Annotated in this window: 27 protein-coding genes and 1 pseudogene; 8 read left to right on the top strand and 20 right to left on the bottom strand. The window is 64.4% G+C overall.

Translation table 11 applies throughout. The annotated features are described in order from the left end of the window. Window positions 1-67: 67 nt before the first annotated feature. The gene (gene ubiG / locus ACP156_RS09010) at window positions 68-820 is read left to right on the top strand and encodes a bifunctional 2-polyprenyl-6-hydroxyphenol methylase/3-demethylubiquinol 3-O-methyltransferase UbiG (RefSeq protein WP_425050981.1); all 753 of its coding nucleotides are present in this window, start codon (window positions 68-70) and stop codon (window positions 818-820) included. Between the two features lie 3 nt (window positions 821-823). Here the strand turns inward: ubiG and ACP156_RS09015 are convergent, their stop codons facing one another. The 4 genes from ACP156_RS09015 to ACP156_RS09030 are packed head-to-tail and all read right to left on the bottom strand — an operon-like array spanning window position 824 to window position 3,116. Next, window positions 824-1,270, bottom strand: coding sequence for a MarR family winged helix-turn-helix transcriptional regulator (locus ACP156_RS09015; RefSeq protein ID WP_425050982.1), 447 nt, complete (start codon window positions 1,268-1,270; stop codon window positions 824-826). After that, complete coding sequence (locus ACP156_RS09020; protein WP_425050983.1) at window positions 1,267-2,100, bottom strand: carbon-nitrogen hydrolase family protein; 834 nt, start codon at window positions 2,098-2,100, stop codon at window positions 1,267-1,269. Before ACP156_RS09020 ends, ACP156_RS09015 begins: the two co-directional genes overlap by 4 nt. Beyond that, complete coding sequence (gene grxC, locus ACP156_RS09025) at window positions 2,100-2,357, bottom strand: glutaredoxin 3 (protein ID WP_425050984.1); 258 nt, start codon at window positions 2,355-2,357, stop codon at window positions 2,100-2,102. Before grxC ends, ACP156_RS09020 begins: the two co-directional genes overlap by 1 nt. Window positions 2,358-2,393: 36 nt before the next feature. Continuing rightward, entirely contained in the window at window positions 2,394-3,116 is a 723-nt protein-coding gene (locus tag ACP156_RS09030; protein WP_425050985.1) for a ComF family protein, read from the bottom strand. Window positions 3,117-3,156: 40 nt separating this feature from the next. Between ACP156_RS09030 and ACP156_RS09035 the strand changes: the two genes are divergently transcribed. Together ACP156_RS09035 and hemH are read left to right on the top strand one after the other, a co-directional pair. Next, window positions 3,157-3,996 carry a methyltransferase domain-containing protein gene (locus tag ACP156_RS09035; RefSeq protein WP_425050986.1) on the top strand — a complete coding sequence of 280 codons (840 nt, stop codon included), beginning with the start codon at window positions 3,157-3,159 and terminating at the stop codon, window positions 3,994-3,996. Between the two features lie 53 nt (window positions 3,997-4,049). Next, window positions 4,050-5,114: a ferrochelatase gene (gene hemH / locus ACP156_RS09040; RefSeq protein ID WP_425050987.1), complete on the top strand. Its 1,065-nt coding sequence runs from the start codon at window positions 4,050-4,052 to the stop codon at window positions 5,112-5,114. Between the two features lie 61 nt (window positions 5,115-5,175). Here the strand turns inward: hemH and ACP156_RS09045 are convergent, their stop codons facing one another. Further along, window positions 5,176-5,367, bottom strand: a complete 192-nt coding sequence (locus ACP156_RS09045; RefSeq protein WP_425050988.1) for a hypothetical protein — start codon at window positions 5,365-5,367, stop codon at window positions 5,176-5,178. A gap of 143 nt (window positions 5,368-5,510) precedes the next feature. Next, window positions 5,511-6,110, bottom strand: a complete 600-nt coding sequence (locus ACP156_RS09050; protein WP_425050989.1) for a L,D-transpeptidase — start codon at window positions 6,108-6,110, stop codon at window positions 5,511-5,513. A 302-nt stretch (window positions 6,111-6,412) separates the two neighbouring features. Here ACP156_RS09050 and ACP156_RS09055 point away from each other — a divergent pair, with 302 nt between their 5' ends. Next, window positions 6,413-6,877, top strand: coding sequence for a CAP domain-containing protein (locus ACP156_RS09055; RefSeq protein ID WP_425050990.1), 465 nt, complete (start codon window positions 6,413-6,415; stop codon window positions 6,875-6,877). A 58-nt stretch (window positions 6,878-6,935) separates the two neighbouring features. Here the strand turns inward: ACP156_RS09055 and ACP156_RS09060 are convergent, their stop codons facing one another. The 9 genes and pseudogenes from ACP156_RS09060 to ACP156_RS09100 all read right to left on the bottom strand — a co-directional run bounded on the left by ACP156_RS09060 (window position 6,936) and on the right by ACP156_RS09100 (window position 16,036). Next, window positions 6,936-7,427: a L,D-transpeptidase family protein gene (locus ACP156_RS09060; protein ID WP_425050991.1), complete on the bottom strand. Its 492-nt coding sequence runs from the start codon at window positions 7,425-7,427 to the stop codon at window positions 6,936-6,938. 66 nt (window positions 7,428-7,493) lie between these two features. Continuing rightward, a complete protein-coding gene (locus tag ACP156_RS09065; RefSeq protein WP_425050992.1) occupies window positions 7,494-8,270 on the bottom strand; it encodes an ion transporter in 777 nt (258 codons plus the stop codon). 34 nt (window positions 8,271-8,304) lie between these two features. Further along, on the bottom strand, window positions 8,305-9,528 hold the full coding sequence (locus ACP156_RS09070) for a class I SAM-dependent RNA methyltransferase (RefSeq protein ID WP_425050993.1): 1,224 nt from the start codon (window positions 9,526-9,528) through the stop codon (window positions 8,305-8,307). After that, window positions 9,525-11,375, bottom strand: a complete 1,851-nt coding sequence (locus tag ACP156_RS09075; RefSeq protein WP_425050994.1) for an ABC transporter ATP-binding protein — start codon at window positions 11,373-11,375, stop codon at window positions 9,525-9,527. Before ACP156_RS09075 ends, ACP156_RS09070 begins: the two co-directional genes overlap by 4 nt. Continuing rightward, window positions 11,372-12,133 (bottom strand): ABC transporter ATP-binding protein, encoded by a 762-nt coding sequence (locus ACP156_RS09080; RefSeq protein ID WP_425051890.1) that lies wholly within the window; start codon window positions 12,131-12,133, stop codon window positions 11,372-11,374. Before ACP156_RS09080 ends, ACP156_RS09075 begins: the two co-directional genes overlap by 4 nt. Before the next feature lie 168 nt (window positions 12,134-12,301). Continuing rightward, window positions 12,302-13,240, bottom strand: a pseudogene (locus ACP156_RS09085) (ABC transporter transmembrane domain-containing protein); the annotation flags it as partial. Window positions 13,241-13,303: 63 nt separating this feature from the next. Next, entirely contained in the window at window positions 13,304-14,455 is a 1,152-nt protein-coding gene (locus tag ACP156_RS09090; protein WP_425050995.1) for a CCA tRNA nucleotidyltransferase, read from the bottom strand. After that, window positions 14,455-15,051 (bottom strand): CoA pyrophosphatase, encoded by a 597-nt coding sequence (locus ACP156_RS09095; protein ID WP_425050996.1) that lies wholly within the window; start codon window positions 15,049-15,051, stop codon window positions 14,455-14,457. The genes ACP156_RS09090 and ACP156_RS09095 overlap by 1 nt, the downstream gene beginning before the upstream one ends. Then, on the bottom strand, window positions 15,038-16,036 hold the full coding sequence (locus ACP156_RS09100) for an Hsp33 family molecular chaperone HslO (protein WP_425050998.1): 999 nt from the start codon (window positions 16,034-16,036) through the stop codon (window positions 15,038-15,040). The genes ACP156_RS09095 and ACP156_RS09100 overlap by 14 nt, the downstream gene beginning before the upstream one ends. 76 nt (window positions 16,037-16,112) lie before the next feature. On the opposite strand from ACP156_RS09100, the gene ACP156_RS09105 reads away from it, so the two are divergent. Further along, window positions 16,113-16,547, top strand: coding sequence for an NUDIX domain-containing protein (locus tag ACP156_RS09105; RefSeq protein ID WP_425050999.1), 435 nt, complete (start codon window positions 16,113-16,115; stop codon window positions 16,545-16,547). Here ACP156_RS09105 and ACP156_RS09110 read toward each other — a convergent pair. After that, window positions 16,544-17,767, bottom strand: coding sequence for a PP2C family protein-serine/threonine phosphatase (locus ACP156_RS09110; protein ID WP_425051000.1), 1,224 nt, complete (start codon window positions 17,765-17,767; stop codon window positions 16,544-16,546). The genes ACP156_RS09105 and ACP156_RS09110 overlap by 4 nt on opposite strands. A 177-nt stretch (window positions 17,768-17,944) precedes the next feature. Here ACP156_RS09110 and ACP156_RS09115 point away from each other — a divergent pair, with 177 nt between their 5' ends. Next, window positions 17,945-18,265, top strand: a complete 321-nt coding sequence (locus ACP156_RS09115) for an Hpt domain-containing protein (protein WP_425051001.1) — start codon at window positions 17,945-17,947, stop codon at window positions 18,263-18,265. Window positions 18,266-18,270: 5 nt separating this feature from the next. Here the strand turns inward: ACP156_RS09115 and ACP156_RS09120 are convergent, their stop codons facing one another. Further along, window positions 18,271-18,696 carry an acyl-CoA thioesterase gene (locus ACP156_RS09120; protein WP_425051002.1) on the bottom strand — a complete coding sequence of 142 codons (426 nt, stop codon included), beginning with the start codon at window positions 18,694-18,696 and terminating at the stop codon, window positions 18,271-18,273. A 124-nt stretch (window positions 18,697-18,820) separates the two neighbouring features. Between ACP156_RS09120 and ACP156_RS09125 the strand changes: the two genes are divergently transcribed. Together ACP156_RS09125 and ACP156_RS09130 are read left to right on the top strand one after the other, a co-directional pair. Continuing rightward, complete coding sequence (locus ACP156_RS09125; protein WP_425051003.1) at window positions 18,821-20,047, top strand: argininosuccinate synthase; 1,227 nt, start codon at window positions 18,821-18,823, stop codon at window positions 20,045-20,047. 30 nt (window positions 20,048-20,077) lie between these two features. Beyond that, window positions 20,078-21,250 (top strand): hypothetical protein, encoded by a 1,173-nt coding sequence (locus tag ACP156_RS09130; RefSeq protein WP_425051004.1) that lies wholly within the window; start codon window positions 20,078-20,080, stop codon window positions 21,248-21,250. Here ACP156_RS09130 and ACP156_RS09135 read toward each other — a convergent pair. From ACP156_RS09135 to ACP156_RS09145, 3 genes are all read right to left on the bottom strand, one after another. Further along, window positions 21,237-21,650 (bottom strand): DUF7282 domain-containing protein, encoded by a 414-nt coding sequence (locus tag ACP156_RS09135; RefSeq protein WP_425051005.1) that lies wholly within the window; start codon window positions 21,648-21,650, stop codon window positions 21,237-21,239. The two genes, ACP156_RS09130 and ACP156_RS09135, sit on opposite strands and share 14 nt — an antisense overlap. 77 nt (window positions 21,651-21,727) lie before the next feature. Further along, window positions 21,728-22,456 (bottom strand): HAD family hydrolase, encoded by a 729-nt coding sequence (locus ACP156_RS09140; RefSeq protein WP_425051006.1) that lies wholly within the window; start codon window positions 22,454-22,456, stop codon window positions 21,728-21,730. Beyond that, window positions 22,456-23,364 carry a D-amino acid aminotransferase gene (locus tag ACP156_RS09145; protein WP_425051007.1) on the bottom strand — a complete coding sequence of 303 codons (909 nt, stop codon included), beginning with the start codon at window positions 23,362-23,364 and terminating at the stop codon, window positions 22,456-22,458. Before ACP156_RS09145 ends, ACP156_RS09140 begins: the two co-directional genes overlap by 1 nt. Window positions 23,365-23,406: the final 42 nt, after the last annotated feature.

The following is a 23,406-nucleotide window of genomic DNA, read 5'->3' on the forward strand; positions in this document are numbered from 1 at the left end:
TGTCCCCTATATAGTTTCGGAAACGCCCCTGCCATGGGGCAAATCCGTGGAAGCCAAGGTTATGACCATGAGTACCGCAACGTCGACAGTCGATCCGAGCGAAGTCGCCAAGTTCGAGGCGATGGCCGCCGAGTGGTGGGACACCCAGGGCAAGTTCAAGCCCCTGCACATGATGAACCCCTGCCGCCTTGGCTATATCACCTCTCAGATTGCCGCCGAGTTCGGGCGCGACCTGTCCGCGAAGACCCCGTTCGAGGGGTTGCGTATCCTTGATATCGGCTGCGGTGGCGGGCTTCTGTCGGAACCGATGGCCCGGCTGGGCGCAGAAGTGGTCGGCGCCGACGCGGCGGAACGCAACATCCCCGTCGCGCGCATCCATGCGGAACAGTCCGGGCTGGATATCGACTATCGCCACACCACCGCCGAAGTGCTGGCGGAGGCGGGTGAACAGTTCGACGCGGTGCTGAACATGGAAGTGGTCGAGCATGTCGCCGACCCGTTGTCCTATCTCAGCGCGTGCAAGACTCTGCTGAAGCCGGGCGGGCTGATGGTCTGTTCGACAATCAACCGGAACCCCAAAAGCTATGTGATGGCGATCATCGGGGCCGAGCACGTGATGCGCTGGCTGCCCAAGGGCACGCACGACTGGAACAAGTTCATCACGCCGGACGAGCTGTTCGACCTGCTGCGCAACGCCGGGCTGGATCCGGTCGACCGCAAGGGGTTCGTGTTCAACCCGCTGGGCTGGTCATGGTCGATCTCGGACAAGGATCTGTCCGTGAACTATGTCACGGCAAGCGTGCGACCGGCAGAGGGCTAGGCCCTAGTCCTCTTCGCCCAAACGCAGACGGATCTCGCGCAGGACCGGCAACGCCGCGCGCACCTTGTCGGACCCGATATCCTCGACCATCCCCGACACCGCGTCGGCGATCACCTGGAACGCCTCGTCACAGGCGCGGCGGCCCGCAGGGCTGATCGCGACGAACTTTCGCCGCGCGTCGTCCCAGTCGGGGCGGATGTGAACGTAGCCGGCCCACGCCAGCTTGTTCACCGTGTTGGTCATCGCGCCGCGCGTCACGTGGAACACGCGGGCCAGTTGGCCGGGCGTCTTTTCCTGCTTCGACTTCGACAGATGGTTCAAAACCGAGAAATGGCTAAGCTCCATTCCCTTCGGCAGAACACGCGCCAGCTTCACCCGCGCCATCTGGTCGGCCATGAAAATCTCGCTGAACAGCGCGACCGACAGGTTATCTTGCGCGTTGTCGTTCATGCCGGCGGCCCGAAGTCGCGGTCGTGCTGAAGCGACGGCACCTTGCCACGCGCTTCAGCCACAGCCGCAAGGTCGAGGTCGACATATCCGATGCCGGGCGCATCGCCGCCGTCGTACAAGACCTCGCCCCACGGCGACACCGCCAGCGAGTGTCCCCACGTGCGCCGCGCCTTGCCCTCGGTCGCCGGATGGGTACCGCACTGGGCCGCCGCCAGAACGTAGGCGCCGTTTTCGATGGCACGCGCGCGCAGCAGGCTTTCCCAATGCGCGGCACCTGTGACCGGCGAAAAAGCCGACGGCGCCAGCAGAATCTCGGCCCCCGCCTGCGAAAGCTGCCGGTACAGAGACGGAAACCGCATGTCGTAACAGACGGTCAGACCGATCGCGCCGATGTCGGTTTTTGCCACCACGGAACGGTCGCCCGGGCGATAGCCCGCGGATTCGCGATAGCTTTCGGTCTCAGAGATCACCACGTCGAACATGTGGATCTTGTCATACCACGCCGCGATGCGTCCGTCGGGTGCAATCAGGAAGGACCGGTTGGCAAACCGCCCGTCGGGGTCATCCGTCTTCAACGCAAGCGACCCGATGCTTAGCCAGATGCCAAGCTCTGCCGCAAGGTCGCGAAGCGCCGCCAGCGTCTGATCGTCGTCCTGCCGCTGAAGCACGGCCTGCTGCCGCGCACGGCTGGCGGACACGCAGTTCGTCACCTCTGGCGTCAGCACAAATCCAGCACCCTCGCCCGCGGCGGTGCGCACGTATTCGATAGTCGAAGCAAGATTGGCCCCGGGATCGTCCGAGGCCGTCATCTGGATCAGCGCGGCACGCACTAGTCCTTCAGCAGCGGGTCAAGCTTGCCCGCCCGGTCCAGCGCCATCAGGTCGTCGCAACCGCCCACGTGGATATCGCCCACGAAGATCTGCGGCACCGTGTAGCCGCCATTCGCCCGCTTCATCATTTGCTGGCGCTTGTCCGGGTCCCGCGACACGTCGATTTCGTTGAAATCCACGCCCTTGGAGCCAAGAAGACGTTTGGCCATCATGCAAAAACCGCATGTCGGCGTGGTGTAGATTTCGACAGTCTGCATGGATCCCGCTTTCTGATTTCAGGCGACTATAGGGATCTAGGCATCCTTCGCAACGCGTGCCAGTGCCACAACGCAGACCGACTGTGCACCTGCGGCATAAGTCGCCTCGGTTGCCGAAGAAAGCGTCGCGCCAGAGGTCATAACGTCATCGACCAGCAAAACCGGCCGCCCCGCCAGCCGCTCTGACGCGGCGGGCGCGGGCTGGATCGCGCCGGACAGGTTGGCGAACCGCGCATCGACGCTCATCCCGTCCTGCACCCGCGTTCCCCGGACCCGCCGCAGAAGGCCGGGCATATAGGGATGCCGGGTCCGGGCCGCCAGCGCCTGCGCCAGCATCGCCGCCTGATTATAGCGCCGCTTCACCAGCCGCGAGTAATGCGCCGGGACCGGGACGATCACCGTCTCCGTCTCGATACAGGGGTCCGCCACACCTTCCAGCCAGCGGGACGCCGGGCGCACAAGGTCCAGCCGGTCGCCATGCTTCAACGCCAGCACCATGCGGCGGCCATTGTCGCGATACAGCATCGCCGTCCGCCCCCGTGCCCATGGCCGTTCGATCCGCATGCAGTCGTCGCATAGCACCGCCGCGCCCCCAGCCTCGCCCGGCAGGGGCACACCGCAGGCGTCGCAGACCAGCCCGGTGATGAACGGCGTCTCGCGCCAGCAGGGGCCGCACAGGCTGAAGGCTTCTTCGACCAGCGCGCCGCATCCGACGCATTGTGGCGGATAGGCAAGGCGAAGAAGGCTTTGCATTCCCACGGCACACTCCTAGATAGGCGGCCTGACCCGAGGGGCCTGCATGACCACCGAGCTGACAGACCGATCCGCACTGACCCGCGCCCGCCGAAGGGCCGCCACCGGCGAGCCCGCGCTGTTCCTGCAAGAGGACGCGGCGGACGACATTCAGGAAAGGCTGGAACTGGTTAACAGGGCGTTTACGGCGCCGGCCGTCGTCACGCCGTGGCCCGATCTCTGGCGCGCCCGCCTGCCCGGCGCGAAGGTTATCGCCGATGACGAGGTGCTGGCGCTGGACGAAGGCGCGCATGACCTCGTCATCCATTCCCTGTCTCTACACTGGGCGAATGATCCGGTTGGCCAGCTTGTTCAGGCCCGCCGCGCGCTGAAGCCCGACGGCCTGTTCCTTGGCGCGCTGTTCGGCGGCCGGACCCTGCACGAGTTGCGCGCCGCGCTGGCCGAGGCCGAGGCCGCGGTGACCGGCGGCCTGTCGCCTCGCGTACTACCAATGGGGGAAATCCGCGATGTCGGCGCATTGATGCAGCGCGCGGGCTTCGCCTTGCCCGTCGCCGACAACATGGCCCGGACCGTCACCTATGCCGACCCGCTGCGGCTGATGCTGGATCTCCGCGCGATGGGCGAGGCGAACGCGATGCAGGCCCGCCCGCGCGGCTTCACCCGTCGCGCCGTGCTGCTGGACGCAGCCCGCCGCTATGCCGAGGCCTACGCAGACGAAGATGGCCGCATCCCCGCGACGTTCGAGACGATCTTCCTGACCGGCTGGGCGCCCGATGCCAGCCAGCCACAGCCGTTGCGTCCGGGATCGGCCGCCCAGCGCCTGGCCGACGCGCTGGACACGACCGAACAGACGCTGGACGATCCTGCGACGCCGCGGCGCAATTGACCTGACGGCCCCCGTCTTTATCTGCCGGGGGAAAGAACAAGGGAAACGGGACGATGAAAGACGACACCTTCGGCGCTGTGCGCCCGGAACATGCGCCCTCTGATCACCCCGCCATCGTGCCGGAAAAGGTGGGTGTGCTGCTGGCCAACCTCGGCACACCGGACGGCTATGACTATTGGTCGATGCGCCGGTACCTGAACGAATTCCTGTCGGACCAGCGGGTCATCGACTATCCGAAATGGAAATGGCAGCCGATCCTGCAGACGGTTGTGCTTGGCAAACGGCCCTTCACCTCGGGCGCGGCGTACAAGACGATCTGGAACGAAGACGCGGGCGAAAGCCCCCTGATGACGATCACCAAGCAGCAGGCGGCGGGGATCACTGCCGCGATGAAGGCGCGGTTCGGTGACAACGTCGTGGTCGATTACTGCATGCGCTACGGCAACCCGTCGACCGAATCGCGGCTGAAAGCGCTGCTGGAACAGGGCTGCCGCCGCATCCTGTTTTTCCCGCTGTATCCGCAATACGCCGGCGCCACGACCGCAACCGCGAACGACCAGTTCTTCCGGGCGCTGATGAAAGAGAAATGGCAGCCCGCCTCGCGCACCGTGCCGCCGTATTTCGACCGCCCGGATTACATCGCCGCGCTCGCCGGTTCGGTCGAACGGGCCTATGCCGCGCTGGATCATGAACCTGACGTTCTGGTCGCTTCCTACCACGGCCTGCCGCTGCGCTATCTGACCGAGGAAGGCGACCCCTACCACTGTCAGTGCCAGAAGACGACGCGCCTGCTGCGCGAGAAGCTGGGCTGGGACAAGGACAAGGCGATCACGACCTTCCAGTCCAGATTCGGCCCCGAGGAATGGCTGCAGCCCTATACCGTTGAACAGGTCGCGCGGCTGGCCGAGGCCGGAAAAAAGCGGATCGCGGTGATCGCGCCCGCCTTCTCGGCCGACTGCATCGAGACGCTGGAAGAGATCAACGAAGAGATCCGTGAAAGCTTCGAACACGCGGGCGGCGAAAGCTTTACCTACATCCCCTGCCTGAACGACGACGCGGCCCATATCGACGCGCTGTCGAACATCATCGCCGAGAACCTGGGCGGCTGGGTCGGCTGAGCCCAATAAAAAAGGCGGTGGAAACCCACCGCCTTTTTGAAACCGTACAAGACGGTATCTATTAGTCGGCCGAAGAAACGGCAGCCGCGATGATCAGCAGAGCCATCAGCGGAACGAGCAGGCCGGCGTTCGAGGACGAAGCAGCTTCTTCGACAACGATTTCGGGCTCGACGATCACGACTTCGCCGTAGGAACCGGCGAAAGCGGACGACGCGGCGACTGCGAATGCAGCGGCGAGTGCGACTTTTTTCATTTCAAAATCCTCCAGGATTTGGATCTGGCTACGATTGGATACACGTGGAACGTAGACTGTACCCCGCATTTCCGTCTAACCACCAATGGTTAAGCAAGGCAAATCCATAGCGCCGCGCCTTGGCGCGAAGCCCTGTCGTATCGTCAAATAAGCAACACTTGGGAGCCGACTTTGGCCAGCCCGAACAGCTCGCGGATATGCTCGTTGTACAGGCCGATGCATCCGTTGGACGATCTCCGGCCGATCTTCCTCGTGTCGTGGGTGCCATGGATTCGGTAGTATGTCCATGACAGATACAGAGCGAACGGCCCAAGCGGATTGTCCGGCGCGCCACCTTCGACCACCGCTGGCCACTCTGGATTGCGCTTGCGCATGTTGGGCGTCGGCCGCCACGTCGGGTTGACCACCTTCTGCACAACGCTGGTACGGCCCAGCCGGGTCAGCTCGTCGCTGATCGGCACCGAGGTCGGGTACAGCTTGTACACCGACTGGTCCTCGGACCAGTAGTGCAGAGCGCGGGACTTGGTATCCACAAGCATCGCGCCGTTGCGCGTGTTGCTGAAAAAGGGACGCCAGTCGAGGGCACGGAAGACCGAGATGTTCCGGCTGCTGGCGGTGCTGACCGAGGTCTCGTACTCGGTCGTGCTTTGCGCGATCGCCGGCGCGGCAAGTCCGGTCAGCGCGGCCGCGCCGGTGCCGAGAAACAGACGGCGATCGAGAGTGCGATTCGTTTTGGATGCCATGCCGCATCTCCAATGCATGTATGTTGCTGCGGCTGCATCATATGGCTACAAAGCCGCAGTCGCAATTCTAACGAGCGTAAGCACGCCTTGACGCGAGGGTTCGATTTGAACACTCCGAGGGGGCGAGCTAGGTGGTTCGTGTACCAATTCTAGGGGTGCTGACAATGATCCGTCCAATTCTTTCACTGCTGGCGTGCGTGGTTCTGCTGGCCGCGTGTGGCGCGCCTGCCATCGAAACAAACTCGAGCGGTGAAAGGATTTATCGTCTCTCCAACGGTAATCAGGGCTCTGTTCAGCTGAGCATGCTCGATTCGGTCAACGCGCTTCGGACGGCCAGCGGGCTGCGTCCCTTGCAGCTTGACGCGTCACTGAACGCCGCTGCGCTTACACATTCGCGTGACATGTCGCGCCAGAACCGGCCGTGGCACTTTGGCGCCGACGGATCGTCGCCGGTCGAGCGCGTGGTCGACGCGGGCTACAACAAGCGCATGCTGGGCGAGAACATTTCGGAGACTTACGAGACCGAGACCGAAACGCTGGCCGCCTGGATGCAGGATCCGCTGACGCGCGGCACCATCATGGCGCCCGAGGGCGAGGATATGGGCTTTGCCTTCCAGCAGGATGGGAACGGCAAGATCTGGTACACCCTCGTCGTGGGTGGCGGTCCGGTCCTGTCGGTGCTGTCTCCCGCGCCGCGCGCCAACACGGCCCCGCCGTCAGCAGTCCCGACCGTGCCGGTGCCGACAACGGAAGCGCCCGGCGTCTGAACCAAAAAGCCCGGCCGCAACCGCAGCCGGGCTTTTTCATGCGAATTCAGTCCCTGTGTCAGGGATAGATGTCGATCACGGTCCCATCGCGGACCATCGCATAGATCTTTTCCATCTCGCGCTTCTTCACGGCGATGCAGCCCGCCGTCCAGTCGAGGTTCTTGCGCTGGTCGCGGTTCACCTCGCCATGAATGAAGATATCACCGCCCGGACTGCGCCCGTTCTTCGCGGCGAATGCCACGTCATCGACGTTCGGATACGAGATCCCAAGCGAGAGGTGAAACTTGCTGTCGGGGTTGCGGCGGTTGATATAGTACCGCCCCTCGGGCGTCTTGCCATCGCCCTCGAACTGCTTGTGCCCGGCGGGGGCGAAGCCCAGATCGATGTCATGCGCCGCCAGCACCGAATTATAGTGCAGCAGGTACATCTTCCGCTCGCCCTTGTGGACAACGATTCGCGTAACCTCCGGACCGTTGTAGGTCCGGAACTTTGAACAGGCGCCCAGCGCCAACAGGACACAAAGCGCCAATACGACGCGGGTGTTTCTCATGATACTGCCTCTTGGTGTTTTTTGGTTAAGATACCAAGAATTCAAACACCGGAAAATAGCGCAGTATCAGCTGTCCCGATCGCTCAGCCGCTTTTCGATCGCCGTCAGCCGCGCCAGCACCTCGTCGCGATAGCTGCCCGTGGCTGCCTGATCCTCTTCGTGGTGGGCGTCCTGCATAGAGTTGACGATCAGACCGACGATCAGGTTCGCCACGGCGAAGGTGGTCACGATGATGAATGGCACGAAGAACAGCCACGCCTGCGGATAGACCTCCATCACCGGACGCACGATGCCCATGGACCAGCTTTCCAGCGTCATGATCTGGAACAGCGAATAGCCCGACCGGCCCAGCGTGCCGAACCACTCGGGGAAGGCGTCGCCGAACAGCTTCGTCGACATCACCGCGCCGATGTAAAAGATCAGGCCCATCAGGAAAAAGACCGAGGCCATGCCCGGCAGCGCGGTCAGGAAGCCTTCGATCACCCGCCGCAGACGCGGCACGCCGGACACCACGCGCAGCACCCGCAGAATTCGCAGCGCGCGAAGCACAGACAGCGTCTGCGCGCCCGGCACCAGCGAGATGCCGACGATCACGAAATCGAACAGATTCCAGCCGTTACGGAAGAACCGTGGCCCGTGGGCGAAGATCTTCAGCGCAAGCTCGATGACGAAGATCACCAGACAGGCCCGGTCCAGCGCGACGATCAGGCCGCCCATGCGGGCCATGACCGGGTCATAGGTCTCGAGCCCCAGAATGATGGCGTTGAACACGATCACCCCGGTAATGAAATTGCGCACGTCGTCCCGTGCGAGCCAGCCCGCCAGCCGTTCCCGAACCGTCATAGAACCCTCTTGCCCTGTCCCTGCCCGCGATATGCTATCTGACAAACCGCGCGGCAAGTTCGACATGGGTGGACCAGCGGAACTGGTCAACGACCCGCAGCCATTCCAGCCGGTATCCGCCAGCGATCAGCACCGCCGCATCGCGCGCGAACGTCACCGGATTGCACGACACCGCGCCGATCACAGGCACTGAACTGGCGGCGATTTCTTCCGACTGCGCCTCGGCCCCGGCGCGCGGCGGGTCGATCACGATCGCGTCATAGCCCGCCAGCTCGCTGCGCAGCAGCGGCCGCCGGAACAGGTCACGCGCCTCGGTCGTCACCCGCTTCAGCCCGGCGCCGCGACGCCACGCCGTATCCAGCGCCTTCAGCATGTCGGCGCCGCTTTCGACCGCATGCACCTCGGCGGTCTTCGCCAACGGCAAAGAGAAGGTACCGCAGCCCGCGAACAGATCGGCGATCTTCTTCGCCCCGCCGACCGCGTCGCGCAGCGATGCCAGCAGCGACGCCTCGCCATGCCGGGTCGCCTGAAGGAACGCGCCGGGGGGCGGAACGGTCTCTATTCCGTCGAAAGACTGCGCCGGAGGATGCCGTTCTACCACGGTCTCGCCATCCCAGCTTAGCCGCGCCAGCCCGTGCTGTTCCGCGAAACCGGCCAGTTCGATCCGAAAGGGCCCATCCAGTTCGCGCCCGCCGGTGACAGAGATATCCGGCCCGGCGCCGGACCATGTCACCGTCAAGGAAAGCTCACCCCGACGCGACGCACCGGTCTGCGTCAGCTTTTCCAGCATTGGAAGCAACGCCGCGATCTCGGGCAGCGCCAGCTGGCAGTCGGGCACCTCGACGATGGTATCCGACGCCCGCGCGTGGAAGCCGACCAGCGCGCCCTTCTTGGTGCGCCGTCCCGACAACACCGCCCGCCGCCGCGATTGCGCGGGCGAGGTCGCGACGCCAAGCACCGGCGCCTCGATCCCGTGCGCGGCAAGGGCCGACGTCACCAGCCCCGCCTTCCACTGTTCGACGAACCCGTCGCTTGCATGTTGCAACGCGCAACCGCCGCAGGCCTTGTAGTGCCGACACGGCGCTTTCACCCGGTCCGCCGACGGCGTCACGATCCGCGGCGCGGGCATGCGGTCGCCCTCGACCTCGCCGTCCACCACCTCGCCCGGCAGGGTCAGCGGCACGAAGACGGGCGCGCCGCCGTCGCCATGCGCGATGCCGTCCCCGCGATGGCCAAGTCGTTCGATGGTCAGTGTCACTCGGCGGCCTCTGAATACCCCATGAAGCCGCCAGACTGCCGCTTCCAGAACCGCGCGTACAGGCCTTCATGTTCCAGCAATTCGCGGTGCGTGCCACTCTCGGCGATCTCGCCCGCGTCCAGCACCACGATCCGGTCCATCTGGGCGATGGTCGACAGCCGGTGCGCAATAGCCAGCACCGTCTTGCCCTTCATCACCTCGTCCAGCGCGTCCTGAATCTCGGCCTCGACCTCGCTGTCCAAGGCAGAGGTCGCCTCGTCCAGCACAAGGATCGGCGCGTCCTTCAGGATCGCACGGGCCAAAGCGATACGCTGCCGCTGTCCGCCGGACAGTTTCACGCCGCGTTCCCCAAGGTGCGCGTCATAGCCGGTGCGGCCTTTGAAATCCTCGAGTTCGAGAATGAAATCATGCGCTCGTGCGCGTTTTGCGGCGGCGATCATTTCATCCTCGGTCGCGTCCGGCCGGCCATACATGATATTGTCGCGGGCCGAGCGATTGAACATCGCGGTTTCCTGCGTGACCATGCCGATCTGCTGGCGCAGACTTTCCTGCGTCACCTCACGGACATCCGCGCCGCCGACCCGAACCGCACCCGCCTCGGCATCGTAAAGGCGCATCAGCAGGGCCACGAGCGTCGACTTCCCGGCACCCGACGCACCGACGATGGCCAACTTCTCGGCCTGATGCACGGTCAGGTCGATGCCCTGCACGCCGCCCGACTGCCGCCCGTAGGCGAAATCGACGTTGTCGAACTCGATGACCGGGGGCCCCTCGACCGCAACGGCGTCCGGCGCGTCGGCCAGTTCGTGCGGCGGGGTCAGCGTGTGCATGCCGTCCTCGATCTCGCCGACGTGGGCGTACATCATCAGCATCGCGTTGCTGATCCAGCCGGTCATCTGCGCCAGCCGGATCGCCACCGCCCCGGTCGCCGTGATCTCGCCTGCTGTCGCCGCCCCGTTCGACCACAGAACAAGCGTGGCGCCGACCAGCAGCACCGGCAGCAGCCCCGACAGCGTCATCAGCATGAAACGGAAGCTGGCGGTCACCGTGCCGAAGCCGAAAGCCGCCAGCCGGAACCGCCGCATCTCTTCCAGCGCCGCGCGATCCTCAAATGACTGATGCGCGAACAGCTTCACCGTCTTGATGTTGGTGATCGTGTCGACGACCTGCCCCGACACCATCGCCCGCGCCGCCGCACGGGCGCGTGATTTTTCCCGGATGCGGGGCAAAAAATAGCGGATCAGCCCGGCATAGGCACACATCCACACAAGCAGCAGAAGCGCCAACTGCCATCCGATGAACAGCATCAGAACGATAGAGCCCACGACCGAAGCAAGCCCGAACAGCACCGCGCCCAGCATTTCGGTGACGACATCTGTCACGGCCCGCGCGGTCTGCATCTGTTTCTGTGCGATGCGACCGGCAAAGTCGTTGTCGAAGAACGTCACCGACTGACCGAGGGTGTACCGGTGCAGACGCGACAGAACGAGGTTGTTGATGTTCGGTCCGATGGTCAGCGACGCCAGCGCGGTGTTCGCGCCAAAGATCAGGGGGCGCAGGACCACAAAGAAGCACAGTGCGCCCAGCAGCAACCACAGGTTCGAGCCGAAGAACCCGGCGGGCGAGTCGGCCACGGCGGCGTCGACGACCGAGCCAAGGATGACGGCGGTCATCACCTCCATCGTTCCCGCGATCACGGCGACCATCGCGGCAAGGCCGATCGCCTTCCACGTGCCTTCCAACAGCCAGCCCATGAACGCCATCAGCGTCCGGGGCGGAGCGCCCTTGGCATTACGCTCGGCGTCGATCAGTCCCGCGAACCATCCAAGTATCGCCTGCCTGTTCATTCAGCCGCCTGCTCCGTTCCGATGAACCCGCCCGATTGCCGGTCCCAGAACTTCGCATATAGGCCTTCCGCAGCCAAAAGCTCGGCATGGGTGCCGTCTTCGACGATGCGTCCGTCTTCCAGCACGATGATGCGGTCAAGTTGGGCGATGGTCGACAGGCGGTGGGCGATGGCGATCACCGTCTTGCCCTCCATCATCCCGTACAGCGTCTGCTGGATCGCCGCCTCGACCTCGCTGTCCAGCGCGCTGGTGGCTTCGTCCAGAACGAGGATCGGCGCGTCCTTCAGGATCACCCGCGCCAGCGCGATCCGCTGCCGCTGGCCGCCCGACAGCTTCACGCCGCGTTCGCCGACATGAACATCATAGCCCGTGCGCCCGTCCGGATCGACAAGATCGCGGATGAACCCATCCGCCTCGGCCCTCTGCGCCGCCTCGATCATCTCGGCCTCGGTCGCGTCGGGGCGGCCGTACAGGATGTTCTCGCGCACCGACCGGTGCAGCAGCGAACTGTCCTGCTGAACCATCCCTATTTCGCTGCGCAGGCTCTCTTGCGTGACATCCGTCACGGGCTTGCCGTCGATGGTGATCCGCCCCGCTTCGGTGTCGTAGAACCGCAGCAGCAGCTTCACCAAGGTCGATTTCCCGGCGCCGGAGCGACCGATCAGACCGATCTTCTCGCCCGGCTTCACCGTCAGCGAGACCCGGTCCAGCCCGCCGGCGCCACGTCCGTAGTGGTGCGATACTTCCTCGAACCGGATCTCTCCGGGCCCGACCTGAAGCACCTTGGCGCCGGGCGAATCCGTCAGCGTGATCGGCTGGGCGATCGTCTCCATCCCCTCGGCCACGACACCAAGCGAGCGGAAGAAGGTCGACAGCGCCCACATGATCCAGCCAGTCATCGCGTTCAGCCGCAAGGTCAGCGCCGTCGCCGCCGCCACGATCCCGACCGAGGCCGAGCCGTTCATCCAAAGAACGAAGGCCCAGCCAACGACGCCGACGATCAGCAGGCCGTTCAGGAACACCAGCGCGACGTCCATGATCGTATACAGCCGCATCTCGGCGGCGAACGTCGTCCGCGCGTCCTCGATCGCCTCTTTCGCATAGTCCAGTTCGCTGTCGTGATGCGCGAACAGCTTGACCGAATGGATGTTGCTGTAACTATCGACCACCCGGCCGGTCACCTTGCTGCGCGCGTCCGACGCCGCCTTCGATGCGGGGGCCACGCGTTTCATCGTCCAGCGCACCAGCAACCCGTACAGCACCAGCCAGCCGACCAGCGGAATCACCAGCCGCACATCGGCGCCCCACAGCAGGACCGCCGCGCCGACAAGATAGGCGAGCGCAAAGGTGATGGCGTCGAAGACCTGAAAAATCGCCTCGCCCGCAGACATTGGCGTCTGCATGATCCGGTTCGCGATCCGCCCGGCAAAGTCGTTCTCGAACCAGCCGACCGACTGCCGCATCACCTGACTGTGCGCCCGCCAGCGCACCAGCGTCCCGAAGTTCGGCAGGATCGCGTTGTTCAGCAGCAGCACGTCCAGCATCTGGATCGCGGGACGGATCAGCAGAATGAACAGCGCCGCCAGGATGAACTCGACGCCATACCTGTCCCATACCTGCGCCGCATCGCCAGTGTTCAGCAGGTCGACGATACGTCCCATGTACGAGATCAGTCCGACCTCGACCGCCGCCACAACGATAGACATCAGGCCCGCCGCCCAGAACACCCGCTTGAACGGCTGCGCGTAGGTCAGCAGGAACGGCAGCAGCTTGCGCGGCGGCGCATCGGTTGACGCGTAAGGACCGTATGGGTCCACGAGGTTTTCGAAATAGCGGAACATGAAACCGGCTTTCGGGGGCAACATCCGGGACAGAGGCGAAGCTATAACCCCGGGTGACGCACTTTGGAACCTGTACCGGGTGCGAAGTTATCGTGACAGCAGCGCGTCGCGGTCCAGCACAAAGCCCGAGTCGATCCACGCCCGTTCCAGCACCCGCAGCCGTTTGCCGATTGCGGGCCCTTTCATCTCCGGCATCAGATCCTTGGCCACAACCGGAAAGACCGCGCTGGCGCCTTTCTGAACAGCGTCGGCCAAGTCCTCCGCCGGCGGCATCTCTGACAGTGCGGCGCGCAGCAGCATCGCGTCCAACGCGTCGCCGGCCCCCATGCGATAGCCAAGCTCTCCGGAACCGCTTGTGCCCAGCGCCGCCTCGCGCAACGCGTCCAGCCGCCGGGCGTCTTTCTTCGACAGCCGAAGCAGATCGCCCTGCCCCTCGCCGCCCAGCGCAGCCAGCCGCCGCAGCCCGTCCGGCCGGACCTTCAGCCGGTGCTCGAAGTCGACCAGCAGCGGCAGCCACCGCGCATCGGCACCCGGCAACACGCGGGTCAGACACCCGGCCTGCTGCATCGCCGCCGTGGCGGGCGCGGGGTCGGGCGCGGACAGGAGTTTTAGCAATTCAGTGCCGACACGTTCCTTGGAAAGTGTCTCTAATCCCTCGTTCAGCGACGCACAGGCGGCATATCCCTCGGGATCCAGACCACCCAACGGGTCGCCGTACCACGCATGAAAGCGGAAGAACCGGAGGATGCGCAGATAGTCTTCGCGGATACGTGCCTCGGGGTCCTCGATGAACCGGACACGACGCGCCAGAAGGTCCGGCAAGCCATGCAACGGATCGACAACCTCGCCATCCGGGCGGGCGTAAAGCGCGTTCATGGTCAGGTCGCGCCGCAAGGCGTCTTCTTCGATCCGGTCCGTGAAGGCCACGACCGCGCGCCGTCCATCGGTCTCGACATCACGGCGAAACGTGGTGACCTCGTGCGGCATGCCCTTGGACACGACCGTCACCGTGCCATGCTCGATGCCCGTCGGCACCGGCTTCAGTCCGGCGGCGGCGGTCAGTTCGCTGACGGTTTCGGGCAGGGCGTCGGTCGAAAGGTCGATATCGCCCACCGGCTCTCCCAGCAGCGAATTGCGGACACACCCGCCAACGAACAGCGCCTGATACCCGGCGTCGGTCAGCGCCTTGCACACCCGCTGCGTCCGGGCGTCCGTGATCCAGTCGCCCGACACCCGCATCAGGCCAGCCGCTCTGCCAGAACGCGCAGCATCCGCGCCGTCGCACCCCAGATGTAATAGGGGCCGTAGGGCACCACAAAATACGACCGCGACCGTCCTTGCCAGCGCCGCGACTGGATCTGAAAGCGGGACGGATCGGTCACGTGCGCGAACGGCACGCGGAACACTTCCTCGACCTCGCCGGGTTCGGGGATCTCGGTGAATTCGTCGCGGATGCGGGCCAGCACCGGGGTGACCCGGAAGCTCGTCACCGTCTCATGCGGCGGCAGGGTTCCCAGCACCTCGACATTGGCCGGGTCCAGCCCGATCTCTTCATGTGCCTCGCGCAAGGCGGCGCCAACCGGCCCGTCGTCGCCCGGATCGACCTTGCCACCCGGAAACGCGATCTGCCCCGGATGGTGCTTCAGCGCCGAGGACCGCTTGGTCAGGATCACCTCGGCGCCGTTCGGCCCGGCTATCACCGGGACAAGAACGCCGGCGGGGCGCAGTTTCACGCCCGCCGGCCGGAACTCGGGGTTCAGGTCGAAATCCGAAGACTCGGCCCCCGCGGCGCCGGCGGCGGCACGCAGGCGGCCAAAGACGTCAGGTATCGTCACCCGGCGACTCCTCGGCTTCGAATCCCAACGTCTTCGGGTCGAACTCGTAATGCGCGCCGCAGAACTGGCAGTCCGCGGTCACGATACCGTCGTCCGTCGTCATGTGACCGATATCCTTTGCCGAGTAGATCGACAGGCTTTGGCGCACACGGTCGGCCGAACAGGTGCAACCGAACTTCACCGGCTGCGGATCGAAGACGCGGGGACGCTCTTCGTGGAACAGCCGGACCAGAAGCTCGGGCGTATCGACCTGCGGGCCGATCAGTTCGAACTCCTCGACCGTGTCCAACAGCAGGTTGGCGCGGTTCCAGTTCTCTTCCTCGTCGCCGTCCATGATGTCGGTCGCGTTCAGCAGACCGCCCTCGCCCGACCCGCCCTCGGTGGCGAAGGGCGACGCCTCGGGCATCGCTTGCAGCATCACGCCACCGGCGCGCCAGCGGATACCCTGCCGGGGCTGCTGCGATTCACCGAAGCCCAGCGAGAAGCGGGTTGGCAACTGCTCGGACTGCGCGAAATACGTCTCTGCACAGGCGCTCAGAGACCCACCGGCAATCGGCGTGATCCCCTGATACGGCACCATTCCGGTACCCTGGTCGATCAGGATGGCGAAGTAGCCCTTGCCGATCTGCGGGAAGGGGTCGCCGGTCGGGTCCAGCCGGTCCTCGTCAAAGCTGGCGTAGGCACGGATGCGCGCCGGCTCGCCTTCCTTGGTCGGACCGTAGTAATCTGTTGCGATCAGACGCGCGGGGCCGTCGCCGCGTACCTGAAGCGAAAGCTTCCAGCGCAGCTTGATGGTCTGGCCGATCAGCGCGGTCAGCAGGGCCATCTCGGCCACCAGCGCTTCGATCGCGGGCGGATAGTCGTGTTGCGCCAGGACCTCGTCCAGCACCCCGTCCAGCCGAGCGACCCGTCCGCGGATGTCCGAGCGGTCGAGTTGGAAGGGCAGGATGGTGTCATCCCAGGCGATTTGCGATCCAATGGTCATGGGGTTTCCTTGCGGCTCGCTTTGGCATACCGCGTCCATATAGGTACAGCAACACGACACAAAAGGCGGGGCAGGTATGATCCGGCGATTTGGCGAACCGGTAAAGGGTGGAATCCAGTACAGGAAACGGCCCGGCGTCTATGCGCTTCTGCCGTTGAACGGCGCGGTGTTGCTGACTCATCAGGCCGAACCGATCCCCGAGTTTCAGCTTCCCGGCGGTGGCATAGACCCCGGCGAGTCGCCCGTCGTCGCCCTGCACCGGGAAGTGTTCGAGGAAACCGGCTGGCGCATCGCATCGCCCCTGCACATCGGTACCTACCGGCGGTTCACCTACATGCCCGAATACGACCTGTGGGCCGAGAAGATTTGCCACATCTACACCGCACGCCCGGTCCGCCGCTATGGCCCGCCGTCCGAGGCCGGGCACACCGCGATCTGGGCCGACACCGAGGCCGCCGTCGAGCTTTTGACAAACGAGGGCGACCGCAGTTTTGCCGAGCTGCTGCTTTAGGGGGCACTGAAGTCCAGCAGCACACCCGACACGTCGTCCGAAAACTCCGCGCCGCCGGTATGCGCGCGCAGATCTTCCAGCAACCGTGTCAGAAAGCCTTCGCCGCGGGCAAAGCGGTGACGGCCGAGAATCTCGATCAGCCCCTGTTCTTCCAGCATGTCGCCGTCGGGGGTCATGCACTCGCTGATGCCGTCAGAGCCGAAGAACAGCCGGTCTCCGGGACGAAGCCAAACCTCGACATCCGTGAACCGCGCCCCCGGCAACAGCCCCACCGGCAACCCGCCGGACCCGACCGTTTCGACGCAGCCGTCCGCGCGCTGGATCAGCGGATGCGGGTGCCCGGCCTGCGTCAGCACCACACGCCCCGTCGCAGTCTCGACCAGCGCCAGCACCAAGGTCAGGTACTGCTCTGTCCCCATCTCGTTCAGCACCATGTCGTTCAGCCGCGCCGCGGTCTCTGACGGGGTGCGCATCACCGGCCGCTTCCGGGCGTCCCGACCGATGGCGATATTGCGCCCCGGTATGCTGCCCGCGAACTGCGCCGCAAGCTGCGCCGTCATCAGCGCGGACGCAATGCCGTGCCCGGACACATCCAGCGCATAGACGCCGATCTGGTCCTCGTTCACTTCGAACAGCCCGACAAGATCGCCGCCGATCCGTCCCGCCGGCCGCAGCAAAAGCGAGACGTCGACACCGGCAAAACTGCGGTGCCGGTCGCGGACAAGGGACTGTTGCAGTTTCTGCGCCTCGACCAGATCGCGATCGATCACCGCGTGAAGCTGCCGCATCTCTTGCAACGTCGCCGTCAGGGTCCGTTCCATCGCAAGGATGCGCTGCCCAGCGCGCACCCGCGCCCGCAGTTCGGCGGCGTTCACCGGCTTGGTCAAAAAATCGTCGGCCCCCGCATCCAGTCCCGCCGCAACCTCGTGCTTTTCGTCTTTCGAGGTCAGCAGGATGAAGTACCCGTACCGGTCTTCCCGCATCTCGCGGAATCTGCGGCACAGTTCCAGCCCGTCCATCCCCGGCATGACCCAGTCGCTGACGATCAGGTCCGGCTGTTCGAACTGGCAGATCGCCAGCGCGACCTCGCCCGACTGCGCCTCTAGCACCCGGTGACCCATCTTGCGCAGGTAGGTGTGCAGAAGCCGCCGCTGGGCACGGCTGTCATCGACAACCAGCACGGTCTGCGGCGCGGTCGCATCCGCGCCGACGCCAGGCATCAGGCTGTGAATATTCAAACCGGGGCGGCCTTCGGGGTTTTCCACGAACGACGCCCTAGCCACCTGATGCTTAACGTCCCGATAAATTTCGGATTTTAGGTAACTCGGACGGCCATTTACGCCCTGATCATCCGTTTGCGCTAGGGTCCCGACGATGCACCGGGGCCGGAGCCTGCGATGATCGACTGGACGCGCGTTGAAGAACTGAAGGCAGAGATCGGCACTGACGAGTTTCTCGAAGTCGCGGACCTGTTCCTTGAAGAAACGGACGAGGCCATCGTCACCCTGCCCGTCCCGGCGCCCGATACCGTGGTGCGTGAACGGCTGCACTTTCTGAAGGGCAGCGCCCTGAACCTTGGGTTCGAGGTGATGGCCGACCTGTGCAGCCGGGGCGAACGCCTTGCCGCGGCCGGGCAGTCGGCGGAGATCGACATGGGGCAGATCGTCTCTGTTTACGGGGAATCGAAGGCACTTCTGCTGTCACGCCTTCCCGGCTGACCCCGTCAGGACACCACTTCGTGCATCGCCAGCTTGGCGCGGACCTCTGGCGGGATCTCGGCGGACGACCGGGTTTCCGGGTCGAAGAACACCTCGACCAGATCGTAGGTCGCGTGCAGGTCGCCGGTATCGGCGTGGAACATGCGCAGGTGGAAGGTGACGCTTTTGCCGCCGATCCGCGACACCGCGCCATCGATCCGGATAAGGTCGCCCGCCACCAGTTCCTTGATGAACTTGGTCGTTGCAGTGCCCGACACCGTATGAACCCCGTGATCGCGCTGCATCTCGGAATAGGGCAGACCCAGCATCGTCCACATGTGATAGGTAGCGTCGTCGAAGAACGGCGCATAGTGCCGGACGTTCATGTGTCCGAAGTGATCGTGATGCCACGGGTGAACCACCCCGCGAAACAGTTCCAGCCTGTCGGCCACGGCAACCTCCTGTAATTTCCGCCCCAAGCCAACCATCGCCGTCCCGTCACCGCAACCCCACACACCTTGCCGCCCGCTCACGCCCGCGTTAAAGGGCGCAGACACCATGAAAACGGAGCATTTGATGTCCGACGCGCCAAAGAAAGTCGTGCTCGCCTACTCCGGCGGCCTCGACACCTCGATCATCCTGAAATGGCTGCAGACCGAATACGGCTGCGAGGTGGTTACCTTTACCGCCGATCTCGGCCAGGGAGAGGAGCTCGAGCCGGCGCGACGTAAGGCCGAGATGCTGGGGATCAAGCCGGAGAACATCTATATCGAAGACGTGCGGGAAGAGTTCGTGCGCGACTTCGTGTTCCCGATGTTCCGGGCCAACGCGCTGTACGAAGGGCTGTACCTGCTGGGCACCTCGATCGCGCGGCCGCTGATCTCGAAGCACCTTGTCGACATCGCCGAGAAGACCGGCGCCGACGCCGTGGCCCACGGCGCCACCGGCAAGGGCAACGATCAGGTCCGGTTCGAGCTGTGCGCCTATGCGCTGAACCCCGACATCAAAGTCATCGCGCCGTGGCGTGAATGGGACCTGTCCTCGCGGACCAGGCTTCTTGAGTTCGCCGAGCAGAACCAGATCCCGATCGCCAAGGACAAGCGCGGCGAAGCGCCGTTCTCGGTCGACGCGAACCTGCTGCACACCTCGTCCGAAGGCCGCGTGCTGGAAGACCCGGCGGTGGATGCGCCCGACTACGTCTATCAGCGCACCGTGAACCCCGAGGACGCCCCGAACGAACCCGAGTTCATCGAGATCGGGTTCGAGAAGGGTGACGCCGTGTCGATCAACGGCGAGGCGATGTCGCCCGCCACGATCCTGACCAAGCTGAACGAGCTGGGCGGCAAGCACGGCATCGGCCGTCTTGACCTTGTCGAGGGCCGCTTCGTCGGCATGAAGTCCCGCGGTATCTACGAAACCCCGGGTGGCACAATCCTTCTGGAAGCCCACCGCGGTATCGAGCAGATCACGCTAGACCGTGGCGCGGCCCATCTGAAGGACGAGCTGATGCCGAAATACGCCGAACTGATCTACAACGGTTTCTGGTACTCGCCTGAACGCGTGATGCTTCAGGCGCTGATCGACAAGTCGCAGGAACACGTTACCGGCACCGTTCGGCTGAAGCTGTACAAGGGCCTTGCCCGCACCGTCGGCCGCTGGTCCGAGCACTCGCTGTATTCCGAGGCCCACGTGACCTTCGAGGACGATGCCGGCGCATACGATCAGAAGGACGCTGCGGGCTTCATCAAGCTGAACGCCCTGCGCCTGCGCCTGCTGGCGATGCGGGAACGCCGTCTGAAATAAGCACGGACCGGTCGGAAAGGAGCATCCCGGATGACCGAGTTTCTGCTGCATGACGTGACACGAACGGTCGCGCCGGAGGGGATCCGGCGCGACCGTGCCGTTTCAAAGCGCGGCATGGGCGACGGGTCGGAGGCGAAGTACGACTTCGACACCCTGTTCTACGAGGTGATCCGGCAAGGCACGGACCTGCACATCGTCGCGCCGCGGCTGCTGAACTTCGGCAGACTGGTGAAGCGCACGCGGTTCTCGGTCGGCGGCAGGGATATCGGGCGTCCCAAGGTCCGCAACTTCTACCGCCACTCGATCCTGCGCTTTGCCAATGTGCCTGTCGGACCGTCTCTGACACTGGGCTTTCCCGATGGTCAGACAGCGGAAACCCCGATCCGCGACGCGCGGCTCGATTTCCTTGAAGGGCTGGATTGCGAGCTGATCCTGTCGAAGAACGACGACCTGAACTGGATCGCCGATCACCTACGGTTTCACGTGGCGACGCAGGGGGTCGAGGGGCTGGTTTTCATCGACAACGGGTCCACGCGTCACAGCGTGGATGACCTGCGCACGGCACTAAGCGACATCGGGCTGAAAAAGGTCGCGCTGGTTTCGATGCCCTACCCGTTCGGCCCGCTGAACCGGCGGCCCCGCAACATCGAGCTGTATCTTCAGACCGCCGCCTACAACCTTGCACGGTTGATGTTCCTGCAACGGGCGGGCGGCGCGTTGTGCATGGATGTCGATGAGATCCTCGTGCCCGATGGGACAAGCATCTTCGACAGGGCGCGCGCCAGCCGGTTCGGGTTCGTGACCTTCGGTGGCCTGAACCGCTATCCCGACCCGCATGCCGAACCGCCCTTCCGGTTCACGGATCATGCGTGGTCTACCACCCCGCCCAAGGACGCGCCGGACGATTGGTGTATCGTTCCCACCGGTCCGCTTGGGAGTATGCAATGGCGGTGCCACAACCTTGAAAACAACCTGCTTCGCCCTTTTCAGAGACTGAAACAGACGAAGTTCTACCACTGTCTTGGCATCACGACCGGCTGGAAGAACGCCACCCGGTTCCGTCCTGACGCGCCGCTGCAAAAGGACGAGCATGCCGCGCGGTTCTGGGAAGACACTTTTGGGCCAACCGCCAAAAAAATAGACCCGGCCGTCCGAAGACAGCCGGGCCGAAATACCGCGGTGAAGGGACTTACTCCGCGGTGATAACCGTCATGACAAGATCGCCGTCCATCCGGACAGGACCGTCTTCCTTGGCGCCAAGCGTGTACTCGAAGATGCCGGTCTGCATGCCGCCATCTTCACCGTGAAGCATGAGCATCAGCATTTCACCCGACTCGACCGGTTCCGTAAGGATCGCGGCGATGTCGGTGTTCTCGCCCATTTTCAGCGGCGCATGGCCGACGACGGGGCCCGGCTTCATCTCGGCGTCGGTGCGGTGCACGACCAGCCAGCCATTTGCCGGTGCGACGATCTTCGACGCGGTCACGGTGCCACCCGACACGTCCTGATCCATACCTTCGACCATCGGCGCGGCGTGCGAAGCGGCCAGCGCGGCCCCGGCAATGAGGCTCAGTCCAAGCGTGGATGCGATAAGGCGTTTCATAATCAATCTCTCCCTGGTTACTAGGTACACGGGGTGATCCCCGTTGCCCTGAGTCACGCAGGGAAGCGGCAGGGGTTTCAGGTGTTCACGAATTCGTGTGAAACCGCCCGCATCGGTTCGTACCAGACCATCGCCTCTTCGACGATCCCGGCGTATTTCGCCGGAAGGGCGGGCAGCGGGCCTTCTGCCCCGGCGAACCCCGTTGACGCATGCACCGCGCCGTACCAGACCGGCGCCCACACGCCATCCTCGGCACGCCCGCCTTCGGGCCACGACAACATCGCCGGATCGAACTCAAGGCCCAGCGCCATGCACAGCCCGCGCAACGCGGCTTCCGGGTTGGCCCGGATATCGTGGCTATCGATCACGACGGGCGTCTGACCGAAGGACTTCGCGAGTTCGTACAGTTCGAACTGCTGGCGAAAGCCGATCTCGTCCAGCGTCAGGTCTTCCAGCTTGGCGCTAAAGCTGGCCACCACCCGCGCGGGGTGGCGGATCAGGAACACGTTGGTCACGTCGCGCAGCCAGTCCCTGTCGATGCCGGGCAGCATGTGCTGCGTCATGTGCTTCTGATAGAAATGCGCCTTGCCGCCGGGCACCGGACCACGGAGCCGCGCGATCACCTTGTCCGGGTCCGGTTCTCCGGCCGCGATCACCTTCTCTCCCATCGGGTGAACGATGCCAGTCTGTGTGAGGTAGGCCGAATAGAACGGCTCGTCCCACACGAAACAGTCACTACGCTGGCCGAAAGCGTACATCATCGCGGTCGAAAGGTTTCGCGGGCCGGACCACATGGCGATATGCATCAGGCGCACTCCCTTGCGACCAGATCCTTGTAAAGACCCCGAAGCCGTTCGGTCATCGGACCCATCTGCCCGGTGCCGATCATCCGTCCGTCGATCTCGCCCACCGGTGTCTGGGCGCCGAAGGTGCCGGTCAGAAATGCCTCGTCCGCGCCGTAGGTATCCACCAGCGAATAGTTCCGCTCGAACACCGGGATGCCGTTGTCGCGGCACAGGTCGATGACCTTCTGCCGCGTGATCCCGTTCATGCAGTAATCGCCGGTCGAGGTCCAAACCTCGCCCTTTCGCACGATGAAGAAGTTGCAGGCGTTGGTCGTATTCACGAAGCCATTCACGTCCAGCATCAGCCCCTCATCCGCGCCCGCCTTCTCGGCGGCGATACAGGCAAGGATGCAGTTCAGCTTGGAATGCGAGTTCAGCTTCGGATCCTGGCTCATCGGCAGACCCCGGACGTGCGGCACCGTGGCAAGACGGATCGGGCGCGGGATCGACGGCTTGGAATGTTCCATGATGATCGCGACAGTCGGCCCGCTTTGAGACAGCGACGGGTGCTGGAACGGGCGCACCTTCGGCCCGCGCGTCACCATCAACCGGGCATGGGCGTCAGTGGTCATGCCATTGGCCTTTTGCGTCTCGAACAAGGCGTTTTTGACGCCTTCCCGGTCCAGCCCAATGTCCAGATCGATGGCTTTCGCGGCTTCGAACAGCCGGTCTAGATGTTCGTCCAGAAACGCCCAGCAGCCGTCATACAGCCGCAGCCCTTCCCACACGCCGTCGCCCAGCATGAAGCCGCTGTCGTACACACTGACGACCGCCTCGGCCTTGGGCACCGGGCGACCGTTCAGCCAGATCAGGATCTGTTCGTTCCGGGCGTCTTCCTCGGCCTGGTGCGTCGTCACGTGTTCGGTCATCGGCGTCTCCTTCCGGCGCAGGCTAGGCCCGCGCCGGGAGAA

This window comes from Psychromarinibacter sp. S121, from assembly GCF_049801035.1.
In the GTDB taxonomy this organism is placed as follows: domain Bacteria; phylum Pseudomonadota; class Alphaproteobacteria; order Rhodobacterales; family Rhodobacteraceae; genus Psychromarinibacter.

Bases quoted from the DNA above. Each gene is read 5' to 3' on its own strand.
- ACP156_RS09050 (WP_425050989.1), bottom strand. From the start codon at position 6,110: ATGGCATCCAAAACGAATCGCACTCTCGATCGCCGTCTGTTTCTCGGC.
- ACP156_RS09055 (WP_425050990.1), top strand. From the start codon at position 6,413: ATGCTCGATTCGGTCAACGCGCTTCGGACGGCCAGCGGGCTGCGTCCC.
- hemH (WP_425050987.1), top strand. From the start codon at position 4,050: ATGAAAGACGACACCTTCGGCGCTGTGCGCCCGGAACATGCGCCCTCT.
- ACP156_RS09075 (WP_425050994.1), bottom strand. From the start codon at position 11,375: ATGAACAGGCAGGCGATACTTGGATGGTTCGCGGGACTGATCGACGCC.
- ACP156_RS09100 (WP_425050998.1), bottom strand. From the start codon at position 16,036: ATGACCATTGGATCGCAAATCGCCTGGGATGACACCATCCTGCCCTTC.
- ACP156_RS09145 (WP_425051007.1), bottom strand. From the start codon at position 23,364: ATGACCGAACACGTGACGACGCACCAGGCCGAGGAAGACGCCCGGAAC.
- ACP156_RS09060 (WP_425050991.1), bottom strand. From the start codon at position 7,427: ATGAGAAACACCCGCGTCGTATTGGCGCTTTGTGTCCTGTTGGCGCTG.
- ACP156_RS09140 (WP_425051006.1), bottom strand. From the start codon at position 22,456: ATGCATATCGCCATGTGGTCCGGCCCGCGAAACCTTTCGACCGCGATG.
- ACP156_RS09135 (WP_425051005.1), bottom strand. From the start codon at position 21,650: ATGAAACGCCTTATCGCATCCACGCTTGGACTGAGCCTCATTGCCGGG.
- ACP156_RS09035 (WP_425050986.1), top strand. From the start codon at position 3,157: ATGACCACCGAGCTGACAGACCGATCCGCACTGACCCGCGCCCGCCGA.
- ACP156_RS09130 (WP_425051004.1), top strand. From the start codon at position 20,078: ATGACCGAGTTTCTGCTGCATGACGTGACACGAACGGTCGCGCCGGAG.
- ACP156_RS09090 (WP_425050995.1), bottom strand. From the start codon at position 14,455: ATGCGGGTGTCGGGCGACTGGATCACGGACGCCCGGACGCAGCGGGTG.
- ACP156_RS09065 (WP_425050992.1), bottom strand. From the start codon at position 8,270: ATGACGGTTCGGGAACGGCTGGCGGGCTGGCTCGCACGGGACGACGTG.
- ACP156_RS09015 (WP_425050982.1), bottom strand. From the start codon at position 1,270: ATGAACGACAACGCGCAAGATAACCTGTCGGTCGCGCTGTTCAGCGAG.
- ACP156_RS09045 (WP_425050988.1), bottom strand. From the start codon at position 5,367: ATGAAAAAAGTCGCACTCGCCGCTGCATTCGCAGTCGCCGCGTCGTCC.
- ACP156_RS09115 (WP_425051001.1), top strand. From the start codon at position 17,945: ATGATCGACTGGACGCGCGTTGAAGAACTGAAGGCAGAGATCGGCACT.
- ACP156_RS09110 (WP_425051000.1), bottom strand. From the start codon at position 17,767: ATGCCTGGCGTCGGCGCGGATGCGACCGCGCCGCAGACCGTGCTGGTT.
- ACP156_RS09105 (WP_425050999.1), top strand. From the start codon at position 16,113: ATGATCCGGCGATTTGGCGAACCGGTAAAGGGTGGAATCCAGTACAGG.
- grxC (WP_425050984.1), bottom strand. From the start codon at position 2,357: ATGCAGACTGTCGAAATCTACACCACGCCGACATGCGGTTTTTGCATG.
- ubiG (WP_425050981.1), top strand. From the start codon at position 68: ATGAGTACCGCAACGTCGACAGTCGATCCGAGCGAAGTCGCCAAGTTC.
- ACP156_RS09125 (WP_425051003.1), top strand. From the start codon at position 18,821: ATGTCCGACGCGCCAAAGAAAGTCGTGCTCGCCTACTCCGGCGGCCTC.